This is a genomic window from Niallia alba, from assembly GCF_012933555.1.
Classification (GTDB): Bacteria; Bacillota; Bacilli; order Bacillales; family Cytobacillaceae; genus Niallia; species Niallia alba.
On the sequence record NZ_JABBPK010000001.1, the window covers coordinates 206795 to 226988 of the forward strand.

Consider the following 20194-nt stretch of genomic DNA (forward strand, 5'->3'; position numbering starts at 1 on the left):
CAAAATGTCGATTGCAAATATAATCAAATCCATTCAGGATATTATGCGACAAGATGTTGGGGTAGATGGTGATGCCCAACGTATTGCCCAAATTGTGTGGATGATTTTTCTTAAGATATTTGATGATAAAGAAATAGAATTAGAAATTATGGAAGATGATTATCAGTCCCCACTTCCAGAAGCCTACCGTTGGAGAAATTGGGCTTCTGATGATGAAGGAATGACAGGTGATGATTTATTAAACTTCGTAAATAACGAGCTTTTTCCTGCTTTAAAAGACCTTCCAGATGTTGAGGAAAACACAAGAGGCTTTATTGTAAAAGAAGTGTTTACCGATAGTTATAACTATATGAAATCGGGTACGCTAATGCGTCAAGTTATTAATAAGATAAATGAAATGGACTTCAATAGCTCAGATGACCGTCACTTGTTTAATGATTTCTATGAAACATTCTTAAAAGACTTACAAAGTGCAGGAAACAGTGGCGAGTATTATACACCGAGAGCAGTCACCCAATTCATGGTTGATATGATAAATCCGCAGTTAGGTGAAACCGTATTAGACCCTGCCTGTGGAACAGGGGGATTTTTAACCAGCACATTAGAGAACCTGAAAAAACAAGCGAAAACAGTGGAAGACCGAAAAGGAATTCAAGAATCGGTTTTAGGAATTGAAAAGAAGCCATTGCCACACTTGTTAGCAGTAACCAATTTGATTTTACATGACGTAGAAGTACCTAAAATTCATAGGGATAATTCATTGGCAAGACCACTAAGAGATTACAGTTCAAAGGATAAGGTTTCTGCAGTATTATCCAATCCACCTTTTGGTGGGGTGGAAGAGGATGGTATTCAAGCAAATTTTCCATTAAGCTATCGTACAAAAGAGACAGCCGATTTATTTATGGTACTCATTTTAGAAAGATTAAAAGAAAATGGTCGTGCGGCCGTTGTTCTTCCCGATGGATTTCTCTTCGGTGAAGGGGTTAAAACACGTATCAAAGAAAAGCTGTTGGAGGAGTGTAATCTTCATACGATTGTAAGATTGCCAAACGGTGTATTTGCTCCATATACAGGTATTAAAACAAATTTGTTGTTTTTCAAAAAGGGAGAACCAACGAAGGAAGTTTGGTATTTTGAACATCCATATCCAGATGGTCAAAAATCTTATTCCAAAACTAAACCCATCCGAATTGAAGAATTTGATTTAGAAAAACAGTGGTGGGAGAACCGAGAAGAAAATGAGTATGCTTGGAAGGTTTCTTTTGAAGAAATTAAATTCAAAGGTTATAACCTTGATATAAAAAACCCAAACAAAGTTGAAGAAAGTACCCACCTTACTGTTCCAGAAATCCTATCGAAGATTCAGGAAAAGAATCAAAAGATTTATCACCTTACAGAAGAATTGAACAGGATATTGGGGTAATAAAGATGAATAGTATCAAGTTTATAAGACTTGGAAAAGTAATTGAAAGAAATATGGAACAAATCTCAATTGATGATAATCAAACATATAAACAGGTAAAAGTTCGACTTTGGGGTAAAGGTGTTCAATTAAGAAATGAAGTCAAAGGGCATGAAATCATGTCTGCTAAACGATATATTGTAAAGCCAAACCAATTTATTATTTCTAAAATAGATGCAAGAAATGGAGCTTCTGGTTTAATTCCTGATGAATTAAATGGAGCTGTAATAACAGGAGACTTTCTATCGTTTAATTGTAAAGTAGACCTTATACTTCCAGAATATTTGTTTTGGTTAAGTAAAACAAATTGGTTCATTGAACAATGTGTTAAAGCAAGTTCTGGAACAACCAATCGGGTACGATTAAATGAAAAGAAGTTTTTAGAGATTGAAATACCACTTCCTGATATTCAACAGCAAAAAGTAGTTATTAATAAAATAAATAATGTTGTTGGAATTATAAGTAAAATAGATTCGGAACTTAATGAGCAAAGTGAATTGGTTGCTGAATTAAGAAGAGCTATTTTGCATCAAGCAGTACAAGGTCAAGTGGTTGAACAGGAACAGAATGATACACCAGCATTAGAATTATTAAAAGAAATAGAAGTAGAAAAAAAAGAACTTCTAAAAAACAAGCTAATGAAGAAACCCAAATCACTTCCTAAAGTTACATGTGATGAAATCCCCTTTAAAATCCCTGAGAATTGGGAATGGGTAAGGTTAGGGGAATTAGTTAGTAAGTTAGGTGCAGGGAAAACACCACTTGGAGGAGACAAAAATTATGTATCGTCTGGTGTAAAGTTTATTCGTTCCCAAAATGTTTGGAATGAAGGATTGAATACAGATGATATTGCCTTTATCTCTGAAGAAATGAATACGAGTATGGCTGGAAGTATAGTTGAGTCTAATGATATATTACTTAACATTACTGGTGGCTCAATTGGTAGAAGTTGCTTGATTTCAAGTGATTTTGATATTGGAAATGTCAATCAACATGTTGCAATTATCAGGTTGATTGACCCGAAAATAAGACAATATATTCATAAATGTATTATCTCACCATTGTTTCAACAGGAAATAATGAATGTACAAGTAGGTGTTTCGAGAGAGGGGTTAAGCATGACAAAGTTAGCAAAATTTTTAATCCCTTTACCGCCAATAGAAGAGCAAGAACGTATAATTAACAAAGTGGAAGAACTTATGAATGTAATACAGTTATTGGAACAGGAAGTAATGAGTTCAAGAAATGATAATACTTTATTATTTCAAAAGGTTATTCAACAAACATTTCAACTGGATTTGTTAAAAGAAGATATTATGGTATAGACAACGAAAGAGCCTAATAATGGCTCTTTTATTGTTTTGTGGATGAATCAATTTTTATAAAAACTGCTATAAAAATCCAACTTATTGTTGTTCTACAGTATATAACCTATTCAATCCAGTTCCTAACTTTCCAGCTTACTCAATATTTTCAATGGCACTTTCGACTAATAACCTTACTTGTATTCCTTTGCCATCTTAAATACTGTTTGGAAAGCAAATCTATTTAGTATAAAATTGTAGGAACAAATGTTTTGTTTCTTTTATAAGCATTAAGCCATTGCAAGAAAATATAGTGTAAAATATTAACATAGTCAATAAATAAATAGGGGGAAAGATAATGTGGGCCGATGACGCTTCAAAAATAGATATGTTGGCTTATGAACCTTATGCTAACCTAATTTGCGAAATTGCTACCAGTGAACGAATGAATCCTTTAACAATTGGATTATTTGGCAACTGGGGAAGTGGAAAATCGACTTTGCTTCATCTGATTGAACAGAATACCATGAATCAAACAGAAAAAAGAATTGCAGTTGTTACAGTAAATGCTTGGATGTTTGAGGGGTATGATGATGCAAAGACAGCATTAATGGAGGCAATTCTACAAAGTCTCCAAGAAAATCAAACATTTTTTAAGGAATCAACTGATAAGATTAAAAACTTAATTAAACGGGTTGATTGGATAAGGGTAGGTAGTACAGCCTTAAAAAAAGGCATTCCTTTATCTTTGAGTTTATTAGCAGGAAATCCTTTGCCAATGCTTCTCGGAGGTTTTAATTCTGAAAATTTTGATTCAGAAGAAGAGATTGGACAGCATTTGGACAAGGCATCTCAAATGAAAAAAGACTACATCAACGCTCCGCAACAAGAAAATATCATTGAAAATGTACGAAAATTCAGAGAGGATTTCGTAAACATAATTCGTACATCTAAGATAGATAATTTAATCATAATGATAGATGATTTAGATAGATGTAATCCTGACAGAATAATCGAAACACTTGAAGCTATTAAACTGTTTCTTGCTGTCGAAAAGACTACTTTTGTTATTGCTATGGATGAGAACATTATCACCTATTCAATCAAGAGAAAATATCCTCAATTGGATGATGTAGATATAGATGTATCGACTGATTACATTGAAAAAATAGTTCAGCTTCCTATCAGAATAGCTGAGTTAGCTGAGACCGATATAAAAAATTATATGCTTCTTTTGATAAGCGAAATGTATTTAAGTGAAGATGTATTAAACCAATTAATTAATAAGCTAAGAGATAAGGGTATTTTTGTTAAAGGGGAAATTATAAGCGGGAAAGAGATAGTAGAAATAATCAATGGTGTAACAAGTACGAATGGAAACAAGTATAAACAGGGCTACAGCCAATCGGATTTTGAAGAACAAATTCAAATATTCAATAGTATTGGAAGTGTAATTGCGGCCACTCTTAAAGGGAATCCAAGACAAACCAAACGATTTTTAAATACATTCTATATGAGAAAACGTCTTGCTGAGATACAAAGAATAGAACTGAATTTATCAGTTTTAGCAAAGTTGATGGTTCTTGAATACACCGATAGGGATTTATTTAGAGAATTGTATCAGTGGCAGTTTGAAAATGATGGAATTCCAAAGCCGTTATCAGATATTGAAAATCAAGTATTAAACGAAGGATTAAATGATGAGGAAAAGCCTAAAACAAGTCAAGAACAGAAAAATGGTGCTTGGTTTGGAGACAAAATAAAAAGATGGATTGGTGTTGAACCAACTAATTTATCTGAAGTTGATTTGTCGCAATATTTCTATTTAGCTCGTGATTCCGTTTCAGATAAAAAACTATTCTCTATAAACTTAAATCAGGAAGAAAGAAAAATAATAAATCAAATATGTAATCTAACTGTCTCTGAAATTATTAGAAAGAAAAAGATAGAAGAACTAAAAGTGATGGATGAGGTTACTCGAAGCGAAATTATAAAAGGAATTATTAGTAAATATAATCAGGACAAGAATCATTTATGGGTGTTGATTGAACTCTATAAGATGTTCCAGCAGTATCAGCCAAAAATACTTGAAGAGTTAAAAAAGTATAAGAGAGGCTCAATCACTCCAAATGAAATATTGTTATTTAAGCAAATGGATAAAGAAACATTCGATAAACTTAAAGATTATTATATTAACGAAAAAAACTCGTCTAAAAAGCTATGGGAGATAGGGTGATAAAGGAATGGGAACATCTAAAGGATATTTACCGCCAACAGGATATTTATGGCCAGAAGCTAAAAGAGATGTAACGGGTATGGTGAAAAATGGATTTACCCCATCTTCAATAGGTAAAGCAGTTTCAAGTTTTTCAAAGGCAATGGGTGATGGAGGAAAATCTTATTCAGGTTCAGTTGCTAAAATAGGAACAAAGGCAGTTAATTTTATTGAAGCTGTTAAGAGTTATGGATTTTTCGAGGCTTTAGAGAAGGTTGGGCTATCGCATTTGCGAGGTCAATCTTCAGAAGGCCTTCGTTCAGGTCTCTTAGAATATTTTAATGATAGCGGAAGTGATTTTTACGGTAGCGTTGCTCAGCAAAGTATGAGTGAGCTTATGCGTGAACTATTAAAAAGTGCTGAAGATGAAGATGATTATAATAATATAATTGGTTCGATTAATACTGGTGAATTCATTAGGGAATTCATTATAAAATTTATCCAAAACTGTTTCTTTGCTAATTTTGCGGAGAAAATACTTACAATGTTTGACAAATTGGATAAATATGATATTGCAGAAAAAAGTGTAAAGACGTATATTCGTACATCCTTAGAGTCTGAGTTTACAATAGTGGACATTCAAAAAGTTGACTGGAATGGACAGCAAGGCAATCAAATTATTACAGAGAAATGTAACAAGGCATTTGAAATATTATCTGTTTGGAGTGAGACACTTGTTTAACATATGGATTAACAAGCAAGATGATGATTTAGCAAATAGCGGAAACCAAACTGAAAATCTTTTAGTGTTTAATCTTTTCGATAAGAACAACAAATCAAATGTTAAGACTGATGCAGAACAACTATGGAGAAGATTTGGATGTCAATCTCTATCGGATATTAGTGAGGACTTGTTGGTAATAGCCATTAGTGTTTTTTGTGCAGATAAAAGAATACCTCGAAAAAAATCAACTGATAATTGGACAAGACGTATTAAACTCCACTTGCCTGTTCTTGAAGTAGAAAAATGGACTGTAGTAAAAAATGAACTGGAAAAAACTCTTAGATTTTTAAGTGGCGATAACTGGACATTTGAATTCAGACAATCAACAAGCAAGTTTAGGTCTAATAAGAAAAATACAAAGTATAAACTTATCGACAAACAAAAATATGATTCAGTAAGTCTATTTTCTGGTGGTTTGGACTCATTCTGCGGAGCTTTAACCTTATCTGAAAAACAAAAAAACACATGTTTTGTAGGGTTCAGGGAATACAATCTTTTGACAAGCAGACAGCACGAACTTTTTAATGAGATTGATAAGGCATATCCTGCGATAAACAAAGAGCTAATTTTATTTAATGCGAATCCCTTAGCTCCGATTCAATGGAATGGAGAAAAGGGTAGATTGGGTGCTGAGAGTTCAAGTAGAAGCAGGTCATTTTTATTTTTAGCTGGAGCAGTTGCGATTGCATCGATAATAGGAGAAGGAACGCCCGTGTTTATTCCAGAGAACGGATTTATTGGCATTAATGTTCCTTTAACTGATAGCAGAAGTGGAAGTTGTAGTACGAGAACGACCCACCCTATCTTTTTGAAAACACTGAATCAAATCCTGCAATTGGTCGGGTTAAATCATACAATCAAGAATTTTTATTGGGATAAATCTAAAGGAGAAATTGTAGCAGAGCATACTGAGAAACTTGTTTTTCAAAATAATGCACATAGAACTCTTTCATGTTCCCACCCTTGTTTATCAAGATACGATAGAAAATACGATAAAAGTATTGAGATTCCTTGTAATTGTGGATATTGTTACCCTTGTCTTATTAGAAGAGCCTCATTCTTAGCAATCGGTAAGGATAACACTGTTTATAATTCGGTATATAAATTAAATAGCAAGTTTTTAACCCAATATAGCAAATTGCAAGGCAGGGCAAGTGATTTAAAGGCGGTGCTTTTTAGCTTAAGGAGATATTTCAAACATAAAGATGATAAGGAATACATTAGAACGCTTTTGGTTCGGCAAGGTCCATTATCTATGGATGAAATTACTTCCTACGAGCGGTTGTATCATAAATCTATGAATGAATTATTAGAAATGTTGAAGTTTGAAGATGCACAAAGTGGAGGCGGTTTAATAGAATATTTGGGGCTAAAGGATTTAATAGAAGATGCCCAGCTTAGTTGATTTTCATATTCATATAGATTATTACAAAAATTATAGAGAAATGTATGATTACTTTAATCATAACAAAACGTATGCTCTTTTTGTTACGAATTTACCTGAAATATTTGAGAAGTGTAAGAGGGAATTTCCTGATAATAAGTATGTGAAGATAGGTTTGGGTTACAACCCACAATTAGCAAAGACGCATCAATTCAACATGAGGCTGTTTGATAAATGGCTTCCTCATACTAAATATATTGGTGAGGTTGGTTTAGATTATTCTAAAGAATTTATAGCAACTAAAACAGAACAACAAAGAGCATTTCAATACATTTGTAAAAGAGCAGGAGAGACAAACAAGATAATGTCGATACATTCCAGAATGGCTGAGAAAGACGCCTTAGAAATTTTAATAGATAATAGGGTTAAGTTTGCAGTATTTCACTGGTATTCTGGCAGTAAAACCCTTTTAGAAGAAATCATTAGAAATGGGTATTACTTATCCGTAAACTATTCAATGCTTACCTCAATAAAGGGTCTAAACATCATAAAAGCTGTACCTTTGGATAAGTTGCTTATTGAAACTGATGCTCCTTTTGGAAAATCTGATATAAAAGGAAAATCATATAACTTACCTGTAATCTACGAGGAGTTTGAAGAAAAGCTCCAGATAAAAAACTTTAGCTCTATTGTATTAAGTAATTTAAAAAGACTGTTAATTGAGCAAAAACAGTATGGATTAAGAAATGATTTCAAATAAGGATATTTGAAAGTGGTGAACAGTAATGGATGATTCATTTAAGCATTTACGAAAATGGCAAAAGATGATGAATCAAATAAATAGGAATCAAGAAATGATAAATCGTATGACCAGAGCCAGTGAGTTAGCCAATAAAATGGCGAATAGTAGTGTTGTTGCAAGTTATATGGAACATGCAAGTGCGTTTGAAAAAGCAAATACAATGTCAAGTGCACTAATGAATAGTGATGCATTTGCTATTTATAAGCAGTCCAATATCTTAGAATTGATGAACAGTGGTGTGGTTGCTCATTTAATAAATTATCCTATGCACACAATGGCTAATATTCCACGTCATGACTTTTCTCAAATGGCAAGTGCTGTAGCAGGTTTGAGCAACCAAGGTTTAGCTTTCTCAAGTGCTTCCCAATTTGCTCCCTTTTTTAATCAAATATCTTCTGCAATCAACAGTTCCTTTGTGGAAAATCTAAGTGAATATATTCATGATACAGAGGATGATGTAGAAGAAATAGAGGAACTACATGAAGAAGATATTCAAGTGAAAATTAAGCGGCCACACTTTTTCGATATGGCTCTTAAAATCAATATTATTGTAAATGTTACAGATGCCGAAGCTCAAAGTGGAAATTTAAATGAAGAAGAAGTAAGCACTTGGAAAAAGGTTCTATTACCAGTTCTGACGGTTCTTGGTCAACTATTTCTTGCTTGGGCAATGAGTGATACCCCTTTGCGTGAAACAAATATTTACAAAAGCGTTGAGACTATCGTTCATTATGTAGAAACACTTGATATAAATTTTGATGACGTTGAACAGCCTAATTCGGAAGTTCAATAATCAACAGTGATAGGATTGGGGCTTTAGTTGTCTATTTCAATTTTGAAAAGAGACAGATGAAGCCCTAAGCCCCTCCCTGAACCAGTTTATTCTCCTTCAATGGATTGAGCATAATGACCCCACCCTTTTTCGTTTCCCATTCAATAAAATCAACTATTATCTCTTTATCTCCCTCTGAATAAAAAACGTCTTCTTCGATTTCCACCACTTTAGTCACCTTATTCTTCCTGGCATGATAGGAAGCCATCATTTCCAATTCAATTTTCATTCCAGCTTTCAATCCCTTGCTTTTACGAGCATTAGCTACCTCTCCTTCCTTGAATTTTATCTAACCCTTTCACCACATTTATTATAGCAAGTTTTTTTCCTTGATACTGCCTTTTCCTGGTTTGATAGCGTCTAACTCAGAGTGAGAGCTAATCAAAAGTGGTTTGAAATGAAACTTTATTTGCGGAAATGAGGGGAGAAAAGCAAGAAATGAAAGTGAGGTTGTTTTTCGACTTTTAAACATATCAATCCCTTGTAGCTGTAAGGAAAAACAGACTTCATAACTTTCGGAATACATAAACCTATATAGTCCAAAAAAATATCTGCAATTTTTTATTGAACATTGCACAAATGGGTCAATTAGAAATGTCAAAGGACTATTCTAAAAACCCCGATTTATTTTGAAGAATCTAAGGTGTAATTGTAAAAAAAGATAACTTTTATCAACAGCCAAGCTGTAAAGGAAAGAACTAAATCTATCATTCTTATGAAAACAGAGATGGAAAAAATCATCATCTAACGAAACCTCAAATCCTTTTTGGGGGAACACATCATCTATTAAAATTGTCGTCACTACAATGTAAAGGATAACTTTTACATTTGAATCGCCAGTATGCGATTAAGTTATTATATCTAAGTTCTATAGAAACTAAAAACAGTTTAGAAGAACATCTATCTACCTTTAAACAAAATATATTATTACGTGAAGACCAGTTGTAACCGAAAATCCCCAAATACCAAAAATTTCAATTTGAGGTTAAACATCTCTTTTTAAAGTAATGAAATAGCTGTCGTTTTGTGAAATATTAGGTAAAACAGGGTAGAGCAGATAATCTATATAATGCCTCTTGTTTATTTGATTTAATAAAATCAAATTTAATCAAGGAGGCAAAGTGAATGAATAAATCAACTTATGATTTTGAACAACTAAGACAACAAATTACCAATAAGGAATTATGGAGAAGGGACCAATTCATAGTTTATCCGTTTGAAGCTGGTAGTGGAAAGTCAAGAGAGTCGCAAAGGTTTTTAGGTGAAATGACCAAGCAAAATGATTACCGAGCTTTATATGTACAACGATTTGTAAAAGACAATCAACTTGAGGCAACAGTTGCTCGTATCAACGAATTTGCTGGAAAGGAAGTTGCTGTTGGGATTACTGGCGAAGATAACAAGTCTAAAAGGAAATTAAAAAAGGTTATGGAAGCACAAATACTTGTCTGCAGTCATTCAATGTATAAACAATTTTGTCGGGGATTGCACCCAGAATTAATTGACAATCGGCAAATTTTAGTTATTGATGAACGAATGGATTTAGTAGAGAGAATAAGCATTTCCATTGAAGATATCGGCAACCTTTGGGGAAGTTTTGACCTGTATAAACAAGGCAAATTGATGGAAGAATTAGCGGGAATTTTAAAAGAAAAGTTTTATCATTATTCACCATTAATTGGCTCTGTGAGTAAGCAGGAAATGTTTTCGATTGGTTTTAAGGTTGATTGCTTCTTAAAATATCAAACCGCACTCAATGAACTGATTGGCGTGGTTACAGACAAGAATCATAAGATGTTACTGTTAAAGGTGAAGAATCTTATAAAAAATGGTGGACTGTTTTTTGAAAATCAGTTTCACACGTTCGAGGCAATAAGCTACCTAATGCTGGAAAATAACGTTGTGTTAGATGCGAACGGAAACTTCGATGAAACTTATTCAATATTTAAAGAGCTATTCTCCATCCAAAACCAGCCCTCAATATTTGATTATTCCCAAACAAACTTCCATCATTTTGAAGTCAAAACAGGGAAAGGGAACTTAGACAAATACATAAGTTTTTTCCAGGAATCCCTTGAAAGAGTTGAATTTAGCAATGGCAGTCAGATTTTATTCGTAACCGAAAAAGATAGTGTGGACAGAGTTAAGGATGCCTTGTTGCTGAAATTCGCTCAAATGGGTGATAGTTTGGAAGAAATAGAGGAGTTTCTTAATGTAAAAATAGAGGTGGAGTATTTTGGCAATATTATAGGCCGCAATGATTTCAGGGGTTTTGATAAGGTAGTAATACTTAAAACCCCGAATTATTCATATATTGACTATTCAATGCAGTTTGTATATTTGCAAAAGTTAAGTGGAAAAGCAGTCGGGGATATTCGAGTATTTGAACATGAAGAAGTGGAAGCGATTAGAAAATCGGTAGTAGCTGGGGAGATTTATCAAGCGATTAAAAGGATTAATAGAGATTTATCAAAACGTGCCGACATTTATCTTTTTTGCAGTAATAAAGAAGCGGTAGATATTGTATTAAATCAATTGCAAAATGTGCAATACGTAAGCCAAAAATTGACCGTAGAAAGCAAACAGAAGAAATCTGATAGAAAGCCGAAGGAACAATCCACATTTGATAAGAAGGTATTGTTAGTTCAGGAAGCTCTTGTGGCTAATGCAAAGATAGCATGTAGCATCAGGAAGAAGGAGCTTAGAGAACAAGTAGGTATTCTGGATAAACACTTATTTGCAAAAATATTAAAAACGCTGGATTCCTTTTTACAAGCAAATCATATCGAAAACCAAGGTCAAAAGCTCATTTTTAAATAATAACCAATTACTGGATGTCTTTACAGGCATCCTTTTTCTGTTAACTCATAAATAGTTATATTGCACATTCGTTTGCTGAAGAGCCAGGGGGAATATCATTAGCATCCATTAAACTATAGGTATCTTTATGCAATGAACAGATGGTAGGGAAAATTGTTTATAGATATTCCAGTCACATCTGTGATTATAGTACACCTTATTAATGCAAACACTGGATGGTATAAAATAAAACCCCAACTTTTACATAAAGCCAAATGGATAAAGAAAAACAACAACTTTAAAAAGTCAGAAGTGCTATTATCCATTTGCTTTGTATCATACAGTTCCTTTGCATAAGCATATGGTATTGATGTTATACCAAAATCTATTGAATGTTTTGGCTATAGTTGTTTGTTATTGGTTGTTTTATTTGTACTATGGCATTTTGAATAGATGGCTTCGGTTCTTTTGGTAACAAAAGAGCTATTTTAGCTAACCTATTATTCATTGACAAGATGAAAATGCTAATGTTGGATATCCGTCTATTGTGCAAATGAAATAATACATTATATTGATTGTTTTGTTTAGTTCTAAGATATTCTGGATTGTTAATGTATCAGCTTTGATGTAGTACCTTTTTGAAAATAGTCTTTTGACATTTTAATAGATAAGCGAAGGCTTTTATGTAAAAGTTCATTGTTTTTATTAAAGACCTTAGATTTTTTGAAAGAATAGGATTATTTTTGTGCTATTGGCACATTGTATTGTAATGGCAATGAATATTTCATCTTCACCTTTATGTAGGAATATCAATTATGTGGAATATCTCAAAAGTTGTTTTTTAGTTAATCTCCTTTATACAAGAAGACAGCATACACAACTTTTTTCGTTAGAGCATTTGGACATAATTCAATCCAAGTTCTTCATCATACGAATGTGCAAAACAACATTCCACTACTTTAATCAAATAAAGGACTTGAGATACAATTTATTCCAGTAAAATAGCGTTTGAACCATATTTTTATAGGAACGGTGTTTTTGAAAATGGAGAACAATAGTAGAACCTCATAGAACCATTTTTGCCCCTAAAAAAACTTGTAAATTGATAAACTGGTATTACATAAGAGGTAATTGATAGAAAGGAGAAGACGATATAGTGACCACCGAACAAATTAAAATAGCCATCGACCAACTGGAAAGAACGCTGTTTCTCCATTCATTACAACCACTGGCGATTGAAGAGCTGGAGCAAATGCAGGAAAAAGTAAACGAGTTAAAAGAATCCTTATTAGAAACGTGCTTTTTAGATATTAGCGTTGCTGAACTGGAAGAAATGCGATTTAAGTTAGCGGAAATTAGATACAGCATAATTATCGCAACAAAGGAGTATTTGCATTTAAACACAGTAGACGATATTAGAAGCCTCGAAAACTTATATAGAACTGCTTAATAGAAAAGAAGGAGGAGAGAAAAAGTGAAAAAGGATATGAACGGACAGGACATTTTCGCAAGGGACTTCAAACAATTAGATGTTTGGAACAAGGCAGTGTCATTAACGGAAAAAATCTACTCGCTGACAAAGAGTTTTCCGCAACACGAACAATACGGTCTAAGGTCGCAAATCGAGAGGTCATCGGTGTCGATTTCAAGTAATCTCGCTGAGGGACAAGGTTATGCAGGTCTCTTTCCTAATCAGATGTTGCACTTCTACGCAATTGCGAACGGTTCTGCATACGAGGTAAGAGCACAAATTGAGCTAATTTATCGGGTCGGTTATGTGAGTTTAGAAATCTACCATCAGTTGGAAAAGGAAATTTGCGAGATTATAAAGATGCTTATTGCTTTAATTAAAAAGGTCAAGAGAGAAATTGCTTAATATAAAGTTGTTAAAATTTTGTCCTCATACGTTAATTCAATGAGCCTTCCTCTAAAGAGTTCCACCAGCATATAAATTGGTAAGACAATAGTCGATAAGAAAGTTATTGACATATAATAAATATGAGTGTAAATTAGGAACATAGGCAACGCCAAATGTTTTGTTGCCTAAAGAAGATTTTTTGAAACTAACTTATACATTTTTATTAATGTATTATTATCTGATGACGGTAAGAGGCCGTATTTATTTCTTGTAATTTCATATAGGTTTTTTGACTATATCCAAAAGGATTTTTTCCCTATGGTTGTGTCTACCTATGTGTTCTTGCAAAAAATAAATACGGTCTTTTTGTCGTTCCTTGAAAATTTGATAGCGAAAACACGTTTGTATTGTCACTTACCGAGTGATACGGAGTTGGTGATGCACTTTTATTACCACATATCAAATTATAGAAAAATTGGAGGGAATTGTGATGTGTAACTTAGATGAAGGAAAAGGTATATCTGTTTATTTGGAAAAACCATTGATTGAACAAATTAAAGACCTTAAATGTTTTAATCAACAAACCTATTTGGATTTCAATAAGGAATCCAACCTGAAGTTTGGTGTAGAAGAAAAACTATATACTATCTTGCGTTACGCCAATGATTTTACAGAAATGGCTAAAAGAGAAGTTGAGGGATTATTTACTGCAGAAGAAGCATTGCTACTTTTCGTTTGTTTAGTAAATGAAGAATATGCCTGGATTGGGGAAAGCCAGGGAGGGAACTCATGCTTTTGATTTACCAAAAGAGTGATTTTCTTAGGGGATTTTATAAAACCTTTCCGATGGAAACAATTGAGCAAATATCGAAAAAGGCTGAGTCTCTTACATCCGCTCAACTAATGGGACTAAAGGCAATGGCGGTGGAATTATGTCATAAAAGCAATGGTAGGTCTTTACGTTTTAGTAGTACGGATATTGATAGATATTTCAGAACTGCTGTCGGTTCGGACCTAAATGAAAAGTGGTATGAAATCGTAGTTTACTAAAAAATATTGGAAAACCTTAAAGAAGAACTTCAAGATTTGTTGTTAGGAAAGGGAGAAAAAGCAACGGTAAAAGAAGCTATCCATGATATTTATTCACAAATGGAAATTCCAGATATAAGAGTGAAATTAGGAGCTGATAGACTTTTTGATGTCGTGGAAGTTTTAAATTCAAAATACAAATTAAATGGTTTCTTTAGTCTGGGAAAGGAAGAAACTAAATTCATTCTTTTTGTCTATGGAGACGAATATGGACTTACAGAAGTTAGATATTCAGTAGAGGAGGCATTTGTGTTAGATGTCGTGGATGAAGCTCACATGTTGGCTTTCCTAAACAAGTGAAGCGATAAAAATGAATAGATTCAATTAAAAGTAAAATAAGGCTTATGTAAATAAATATGTTCAAGGAGGAAAACTTTAATGAATCAAACATGTGTTAAATCGAATCAGATTGGTGAAGGGATTATTAAAGGTAACTTGCTTCCTGTTAGCGGTCATTCTTGGGTCAGTAGCAATACATCCGATATAGGAAGATATAAGAATCGGGATGGCTATGGGTTGTCAGGATTCTATTTCAGAGACTTTAAGAATATGAGACATGCTATTTCTTTAGACAATGGACATTTTCAAACAAAATACAGATTTCCAATTGTTGATATACCATTTTCCAGCCCTATGCATCGATGGGACAATTTATATTTTTGTGGTGGGTATGGTGCTACTTTACCAGATGGACAACAGTTTGATACTAACGAAAGGCTAATTGAGTACGTCTTAAAGAAGCAAAAACCAATGGGATTTATTGTTGTAGAAAAATCTAAGATAGACAGATTTATTCAAATGGTAGAAGGAAATCTGGATTATAAGATTATGCCTCATTTCAGAGAGGATTATGTGGAGTTGGGATTTGCAAATATAGGTAAGATTGGAGATTTGTTTGATATAGAACAGCTTATTTGTTCTTATCAAATTCTAAATGAAAAAATGGGGTTTGAATTAAATGAATCCAATGCAACTAAGTTAAGAAAAATAACTGATTGCGAATTCAAGGATTTCTTTGATTATGATTATGCCAATCCCAACTACATGATTGATTGTATGATAGTAGGTTTAATCTTAGGTTTTCCAGTAGAATCTACTTTTGCATTTTTAAATAATTATAGATAACTAAAACACATCTTAGTGATTTAACAAAAAATATGCTTGGGAAATTTCAAGATAAATAACTTTAAATATAATGAAATTAGGAGGAAACAAAATGGGATACAACATTTACTATGAAGGAAGAATTGAATTAGATAAGCCACTGGATGATGAAACTTACAACATTATTAAGGGGCTTGGAAAAACAAGAAGAATGCGTTGGGATGCGGATAAGTTGGAACAGGATGGAATTGCCTTAAAGTCGGAAATAGGGTATTGGGGTGAATTTTTCTTCGGAGTTCAAGATATGAAACCCAAAAGTCAAAGAGAGTTTGAATCTAAATATGTTATTGACCATAATTGTCCACCACCAGGTCAGCCAGAATTATGGGGTGTTTGGACAGTAACAGATGACCGATTAGGATTAGCTTGGAACAGAAATGAAAAATCTTACGGTGGTCATGAATGGTTAAAGTACCTTGTCAAAAGTATTTTTATTCCAAGAGGATATTATCCGAGGGGGATTATCAACTGGTTTACTGAAGGGCATTGGTATGAAAACAAATGGCATACAGTTGTTGAAGGTAAGTCAGTTCGGAAATATCGGGGATATAATCGGAAGCAAAAAGAGCCAGATATTGATGGTTGGTATGAAGAAGAACTTCAATCCTATGACGAATACCATCAAAAATGGCTAAAGAATCTTATGGACAATAAGGTAGAGTTTCTCCATGAACATCGCCCTTGGAAAAACGAGAAAACGGATGCCGAATTTGTTCTATCATTTAACCTGTATCTTGAGAATAACATTGTTCAAGCAACGTATGATAGAAAAGAAATTTGCTATGCCAAATATCTATATGAGAATTTAAGAATAGTAGATGGCAAGATTATTCATAATGAGGATTCATCTGATATTGATAAGGTTATAAATGACCATGAAACCTTAATGAAGGTGAAGGATTTGATTGAAGAGTATATTTTACTAACCCCTGATTTTCTTGAAGAAGCAGTGGTGTAAAACGTAAACCGAACAGATTTGAATGATTATATCCCAAGCCTAAAAATCTATAATATAAAGTATTTTTAATAAAATAATATGAAAAATGGGAGGAAAAGAAATGAGTAATGTATCGAATCAATCAACTTATAAAATAAAGAAGGGATTTGAAATGAGTCCATTTCAAAAAAACTTAGTGGACAGGGTAAAGGAGCATTTACAAGAATGTGCTACGGATAAAACCAGAATCATGTTTGCAAAAAAGGAAGAATTGCATGAATATGACGGAAGAGAATTTTCTTCAAGAGATTATGGAAACGAATATGAAGATAATTATATCTGGGTTTGTTTTAATGGTTATATGGATGGGAAAGACATGCAAGAAATGTCTTGGTCGGATGAAGAAATTTGCTTTAAAGATTTTTTGAATGAACAATATACCATTCCAGAAAAATTCTATAATTTCGATGCAATTGCAGTTAAACATTTGGAGTGTCATATAAACGGAAATGATATTTTCTTTACATCTCAAGAAGAGCCAGGTGGGATTGATGCTGATATGTATTATTTTGTTTAAAGTTTTGTTGCAATTCCTTCAATCCAGCTATATTCTATAAATAATAGAGGTTCATTTATTAGTAAAGCTAATTTTTAGAGGCATTTTGTAATAGGCAGTTTTCTTTTAAAAAAAAGAAAATTTCGCCTATATGCAAGATGTCTTTTGTTTTGCCTAAAAACAATGAGAAGAAAAGCCTTAAGAGTTTGCTCAATGCTATGTATTTGTATTATGGAGGTAAAGCAATTTCTAAAAAGTACTAAAAACCAAAAAGAATCTATTAAAAGAAGGAGAGAAGTTAATGGCATTCGAGAGAAATAAAAAGAGCGTTAATCCGAATTTTGGGAAAAAGATGGCTGTTGCTGATATTAGCCATCCGATTCTAAAGGAACATAAAAAAGCTCTGGTTTTATTAGACGAAATGGATAAAAGGAAGTTTAGATTCTTTAGACGGAAAGGGGAGAAGAAAATATGAGATTAACATCGGTTTATGCAACCACCTCATTTCATTTAATTATGGAATTTAATAACAAGGAATATCGACTCTTAAATGTTAAACAATTTTTGAAAGATGATAAAGGATTATTAGAAGAAGTACGTGATGATATTGATATGTTCCGAACAGCAATGGTTGACAACGTAGCGGGTACGGTTGCTTGGGAAAATGGGGTAGATTTTCAGCCTGAACATTTATATTCGGAAAGTGTAAATATAGACCATATATTTGGGAATGAAGGTGGAGAAGAGCATGAGGGATACTGAACCATATAAAATTGGTTATAATGAAGGTTTTGAAGCTGGATTTGTTGAGGCTTTAAAAATTATTTCAGCAAAAGTATCTGATGAAAGCAGGATGCAATTAGCAGTAAATTGTTTGGGTTATTTGCCATTGCCAAAAATTATAGAGCACTGTCGAATTTGTTATCATCGAGCTGTGGAGGTAGTGGAACAGTCGGAATTCGTAGAATATGTGAAAGATAAATTTGATAGTTATGTAGAAAATGACGAATTTTTTGACCAAGAATCAATGGGAAGGATTTATCAATATCGTTTGGAATCTGCAAAGAGAGATATCGAAGACACACCTCCCCAAGAAATAATAAGCAGTTCTAAGATTTTATCGATGGACCTGAAAAAGTTGTTGATTGAATATATAAAGGAACAGGGAGAAGGCAGGAAGTAAGGATAGAGGTAAAGGAGAGGGAGAATAATGGGGCAATATCTGCAAATGGGAATTTGTTATAGATTGGAAGTTGATAAAAAAAGATTGGATAAGTTAGAGGTTACATTAGAAGGATTGATAAATGAGTTAAATAAACACTTAGATATTACCTTGTACGAAATAAATGAAACTCATGAAGAAGTCATTTTTGAGATTAAAGAAACGGTAGCCTTAGAACAAATGCAGGAATTTATGCAATATCAATATTCGATGTGTCCTCAAGAGCAATGGGACACAGATTGTTTTGAATCGGCTTCGGAAATGATGGGTGAATTATCATCATTAAAAGAGTTAGTTGAACTGGCAGAAGAGGGGAGATTTCCTTGTTTTCAATCCAATATTATTACTGACGAAGTAAAGGTGTCAGCATGGGATTTGTTAAGAGTGGAATTCTCGATGTTGGTGTTCTTTATTGAGGGCAAAATATATATGGAGGGATATGGTGCATTCTTGAAATATATTGAAAATAACATAAGAGAGTCAAGTAAGAAATGGAAAATTGCAGGAACTTTTAAATGTTTTATTGATTGAGGTATTGAGAATATATCTGGGTAAATGGAGGTGTTTATAATGTTTGATGATGATTTTGATATTAATGATGGTGTCTATGCTGTTCCATCACATTATAAAGTCAAAGTTCGGGCATTGCTGGAGTATTGTAAATCGAAAAATGTCGATGTAGAAGACTTAACGGAAGAGGAGATAAAGCAATTTGTAGTTTATAAGAAAAATCCCCTATTAGAAGATGATTAATCAGGGCTTAGTAATTCTCCTTCAGTTTCCATTATTTTAGATTATAGATATCTTCGCTAAATCTATAATAAAATACAACGACAAAAAAGGAGGCAGAGAAAGTGCTAAATATGTTAGGGTCAGTCCATCGAATAAATAGTAATCTTGAAGATGATAAAAAGAGCATGAGAATATTGAAAAGCCATCGGAGAACAATATTTGCCCTTATCATTCTTATTATGGTAATAAATATTAGCGATTATATTACAAAAGAAATGACATTTTTGATGGGTTTGTTTACTGGTGTGATTGGTGTGATGTGTATAGGAGGTCTGATTATCAATATAAAACTAAGTAAAAGGATTGGAATAAGAATTAAGAAGAACTTGGGTTAGGACAGCCTTAGAAGAACTGCGAGTTAATTATTGCAGTTTTTTTCTTTTTGCCTGTAATTTGAATAGATTTTCTTCATATTTATTGAGGTATGATAACTTAGGAAGGTGAGGGTCAGTTTAAAGAACAAGGGTCTTGTATAAATGAATCCAGATTTATAAAATATAAGATATATAATAGAAGAAACTCGGAATAAAGGGATGAAATTAAAAATGGAAAAGAATTGGGCTGTCGAGTGTTGGGGGAATATGGGGAACACAGAAATATTCTATACAAGGAGAGAGGCAGAAACCTATTTCAGAAGCATTAGGAAAACACTGGATAGTAGCAAATACATTTTTACTAAGGACTCTATTGTAGACAAGAACGATAGCAGTAATGCTGTTTATCTTACTAATCTGAGTGAACTTTGAACGTTATAGCAATATCAGTTTGGTTTCTTTTGGATGTGTATGTTGGAATTTTTCAATCAATTTATGCTTGAGTTTTGTTACCCCTTGAGATAAGATGATGACAAAAGAAAAACATCTAAGGGCGGGGGATAAGATTCAGCCCTTTCGACTTTTATAAAAAAATTAGAATAGCCAGTAGTCTTTCCAAAAAAAACCATTTGGATTGACTACTGGCTATTTTTTATACCCAATGACTATATTCAAGG

The 20194-nt window shown here is 33.1% G+C and carries 23 protein-coding genes; 22 read left to right on the forward strand and 1 reads right to left on the reverse strand.

Annotated elements, in window-relative coordinates; genetic code table 11:
• The first annotated feature begins 4 nt into the window (after window positions 1–4).
• The 7 genes from HHU08_RS01155 to HHU08_RS01185 all read left to right on the forward strand — a co-directional run bounded on the left by HHU08_RS01155 (window position 5) and on the right by HHU08_RS01185 (window position 8747).
• The gene (locus HHU08_RS01155) at window positions 5–1426 is read left to right on the forward strand and encodes a type I restriction-modification system subunit M (protein ID WP_169187615.1); all 1422 of its coding nucleotides are present in this window, start codon (window positions 5–7) and stop codon (window positions 1424–1426) included.
• Window positions 1427–1431: 5 nt separating this feature from the next.
• On the forward strand, window positions 1432–2790 hold the full coding sequence (locus HHU08_RS01160) for a restriction endonuclease subunit S (protein WP_062686415.1): 1359 nt from the start codon (window positions 1432–1434) through the stop codon (window positions 2788–2790).
• Window positions 2791–3127: 337 nt separating this feature from the next.
• Window positions 3128–5005 (forward strand): KAP family P-loop NTPase fold protein, encoded by a 1878-nt coding sequence (locus tag HHU08_RS01165; RefSeq protein ID WP_062686414.1) that lies wholly within the window; start codon window positions 3128–3130, stop codon window positions 5003–5005.
• A gap of 7 nt (window positions 5006–5012) precedes the next feature.
• The gene (locus tag HHU08_RS01170) at window positions 5013–5726 is read left to right on the forward strand and encodes a hypothetical protein (RefSeq protein WP_062686413.1); all 714 of its coding nucleotides are present in this window, start codon (window positions 5013–5015) and stop codon (window positions 5724–5726) included.
• Complete coding sequence (gene qatC, locus HHU08_RS01175; RefSeq protein ID WP_062686412.1) at window positions 5719–7173, forward strand: Qat anti-phage system QueC-like protein QatC; 1455 nt, start codon at window positions 5719–5721, stop codon at window positions 7171–7173. Before HHU08_RS01170 ends, qatC begins: the two co-directional genes overlap by 8 nt.
• Window positions 7157–7912, forward strand: a complete 756-nt coding sequence (locus HHU08_RS01180) for a TatD family hydrolase (protein ID WP_062686411.1) — start codon at window positions 7157–7159, stop codon at window positions 7910–7912. Before qatC ends, HHU08_RS01180 begins: the two co-directional genes overlap by 17 nt.
• A 25-nt stretch (window positions 7913–7937) precedes the next feature.
• Window positions 7938–8747 (forward strand): hypothetical protein, encoded by an 810-nt coding sequence (locus tag HHU08_RS01185; RefSeq protein ID WP_062686410.1) that lies wholly within the window; start codon window positions 7938–7940, stop codon window positions 8745–8747.
• A gap of 64 nt (window positions 8748–8811) precedes the next feature.
• On the opposite strand, the gene HHU08_RS01190 is transcribed toward HHU08_RS01185, so the two are convergent.
• Complete coding sequence (locus HHU08_RS01190) at window positions 8812–9015, reverse strand: hypothetical protein (protein WP_139109148.1); 204 nt, start codon at window positions 9013–9015, stop codon at window positions 8812–8814.
• 896 nt (window positions 9016–9911) lie between these two features.
• Between HHU08_RS01190 and HHU08_RS01195 the strand changes: the two genes are divergently transcribed.
• From HHU08_RS01195 to HHU08_RS01265, 15 genes are all read left to right on the forward strand, one after another.
• Window positions 9912–11606 carry a DEAD/DEAH box helicase family protein gene (locus HHU08_RS01195; protein ID WP_062686408.1) on the forward strand — a complete coding sequence of 565 codons (1695 nt, stop codon included), beginning with the start codon at window positions 9912–9914 and terminating at the stop codon, window positions 11604–11606.
• Between the two features lie 1135 nt (window positions 11607–12741).
• Window positions 12742–13035: a hypothetical protein gene (locus HHU08_RS01200; protein WP_062686407.1), complete on the forward strand. Its 294-nt coding sequence runs from the start codon at window positions 12742–12744 to the stop codon at window positions 13033–13035.
• Between the two features lie 24 nt (window positions 13036–13059).
• Window positions 13060–13461, forward strand: coding sequence for a four helix bundle protein (locus HHU08_RS01205; protein ID WP_062686406.1), 402 nt, complete (start codon window positions 13060–13062; stop codon window positions 13459–13461).
• 469 nt (window positions 13462–13930) lie between these two features.
• The gene (locus HHU08_RS01210; RefSeq protein ID WP_205835556.1) at window positions 13931–14242 is read left to right on the forward strand and encodes a hypothetical protein; all 312 of its coding nucleotides are present in this window, start codon (window positions 13931–13933) and stop codon (window positions 14240–14242) included.
• On the forward strand, window positions 14233–14493 hold the full coding sequence (locus HHU08_RS01215) for a hypothetical protein (protein ID WP_062686404.1): 261 nt from the start codon (window positions 14233–14235) through the stop codon (window positions 14491–14493). Before HHU08_RS01210 ends, HHU08_RS01215 begins: the two co-directional genes overlap by 10 nt.
• Before the next feature lie 6 nt (window positions 14494–14499).
• Entirely contained in the window at window positions 14500–14832 is a 333-nt protein-coding gene (locus tag HHU08_RS01220; RefSeq protein ID WP_062686403.1) for a hypothetical protein, read from the forward strand.
• 78 nt (window positions 14833–14910) lie between these two features.
• A complete protein-coding gene (locus HHU08_RS01225) occupies window positions 14911–15657 on the forward strand; it encodes a hypothetical protein (protein WP_062686402.1) in 747 nt (248 codons plus the stop codon).
• Between the two features lie 91 nt (window positions 15658–15748).
• A complete protein-coding gene (locus HHU08_RS01230; protein WP_062686401.1) occupies window positions 15749–16654 on the forward strand; it encodes a hypothetical protein in 906 nt (301 codons plus the stop codon).
• Between the two features lie 100 nt (window positions 16655–16754).
• Window positions 16755–17210, forward strand: coding sequence for a hypothetical protein (locus tag HHU08_RS01235; RefSeq protein WP_169187616.1), 456 nt, complete (start codon window positions 16755–16757; stop codon window positions 17208–17210).
• Between the two features lie 280 nt (window positions 17211–17490).
• The gene (locus tag HHU08_RS01240) at window positions 17491–17664 is read left to right on the forward strand and encodes a hypothetical protein (protein WP_156413436.1); all 174 of its coding nucleotides are present in this window, start codon (window positions 17491–17493) and stop codon (window positions 17662–17664) included.
• Entirely contained in the window at window positions 17661–17951 is a 291-nt protein-coding gene (locus HHU08_RS01245) for a DUF2442 domain-containing protein (protein WP_062686399.1), read from the forward strand. The genes HHU08_RS01240 and HHU08_RS01245 overlap by 4 nt, the downstream gene beginning before the upstream one ends.
• Window positions 17938–18372 (forward strand): hypothetical protein, encoded by a 435-nt coding sequence (locus tag HHU08_RS01250; protein WP_062686398.1) that lies wholly within the window; start codon window positions 17938–17940, stop codon window positions 18370–18372. Before HHU08_RS01245 ends, HHU08_RS01250 begins: the two co-directional genes overlap by 14 nt.
• A gap of 27 nt (window positions 18373–18399) precedes the next feature.
• Entirely contained in the window at window positions 18400–18942 is a 543-nt protein-coding gene (locus tag HHU08_RS01255) for a hypothetical protein (protein ID WP_062686397.1), read from the forward strand.
• A gap of 39 nt (window positions 18943–18981) precedes the next feature.
• Complete coding sequence (locus tag HHU08_RS01260; RefSeq protein ID WP_062686396.1) at window positions 18982–19164, forward strand: hypothetical protein; 183 nt, start codon at window positions 18982–18984, stop codon at window positions 19162–19164.
• A 101-nt stretch (window positions 19165–19265) separates the two neighbouring features.
• A complete protein-coding gene (locus HHU08_RS01265; RefSeq protein ID WP_062686395.1) occupies window positions 19266–19538 on the forward strand; it encodes a hypothetical protein in 273 nt (90 codons plus the stop codon).
• The last annotated feature ends 656 nt before the right edge of the window (window positions 19539–20194 follow it).

Coding starts and splice junctions, on each gene's coding strand:
- HHU08_RS01155 (WP_169187615.1), top strand. CDS start 5: ATGTCGATTGCAAATATAATCAAATCCATTCAGGATATTATGCGACAA.
- HHU08_RS01160 (WP_062686415.1), top strand. CDS start 1,432: ATGAATAGTATCAAGTTTATAAGACTTGGAAAAGTAATTGAAAGAAAT.
- HHU08_RS01165 (WP_062686414.1), top strand. CDS start 3,128: ATGTGGGCCGATGACGCTTCAAAAATAGATATGTTGGCTTATGAACCT.
- HHU08_RS01170 (WP_062686413.1), top strand. CDS start 5,013: ATGGGAACATCTAAAGGATATTTACCGCCAACAGGATATTTATGGCCA.
- HHU08_RS01180 (WP_062686411.1), top strand. CDS start 7,157: ATGCCCAGCTTAGTTGATTTTCATATTCATATAGATTATTACAAAAAT.
- HHU08_RS01185 (WP_062686410.1), top strand. CDS start 7,938: ATGGATGATTCATTTAAGCATTTACGAAAATGGCAAAAGATGATGAAT.
- HHU08_RS01190 (WP_139109148.1), bottom strand. CDS start 9,015: ATGAAAATTGAATTGGAAATGATGGCTTCCTATCATGCCAGGAAGAAT.
- HHU08_RS01195 (WP_062686408.1), top strand. CDS start 9,912: ATGAATAAATCAACTTATGATTTTGAACAACTAAGACAACAAATTACC.
- HHU08_RS01215 (WP_062686404.1), top strand. CDS start 14,233: ATGCTTTTGATTTACCAAAAGAGTGATTTTCTTAGGGGATTTTATAAA.
- HHU08_RS01225 (WP_062686402.1), top strand. CDS start 14,911: ATGAATCAAACATGTGTTAAATCGAATCAGATTGGTGAAGGGATTATT.
- HHU08_RS01230 (WP_062686401.1), top strand. CDS start 15,749: ATGGGATACAACATTTACTATGAAGGAAGAATTGAATTAGATAAGCCA.
- HHU08_RS01235 (WP_169187616.1), top strand. CDS start 16,755: ATGAGTAATGTATCGAATCAATCAACTTATAAAATAAAGAAGGGATTT.
- HHU08_RS01240 (WP_156413436.1), top strand. CDS start 17,491: ATGGCATTCGAGAGAAATAAAAAGAGCGTTAATCCGAATTTTGGGAAA.
- HHU08_RS01245 (WP_062686399.1), top strand. CDS start 17,661: ATGAGATTAACATCGGTTTATGCAACCACCTCATTTCATTTAATTATG.
- HHU08_RS01250 (WP_062686398.1), top strand. CDS start 17,938: ATGAGGGATACTGAACCATATAAAATTGGTTATAATGAAGGTTTTGAA.
- HHU08_RS01255 (WP_062686397.1), top strand. CDS start 18,400: ATGGGGCAATATCTGCAAATGGGAATTTGTTATAGATTGGAAGTTGAT.
- HHU08_RS01260 (WP_062686396.1), top strand. CDS start 18,982: ATGTTTGATGATGATTTTGATATTAATGATGGTGTCTATGCTGTTCCA.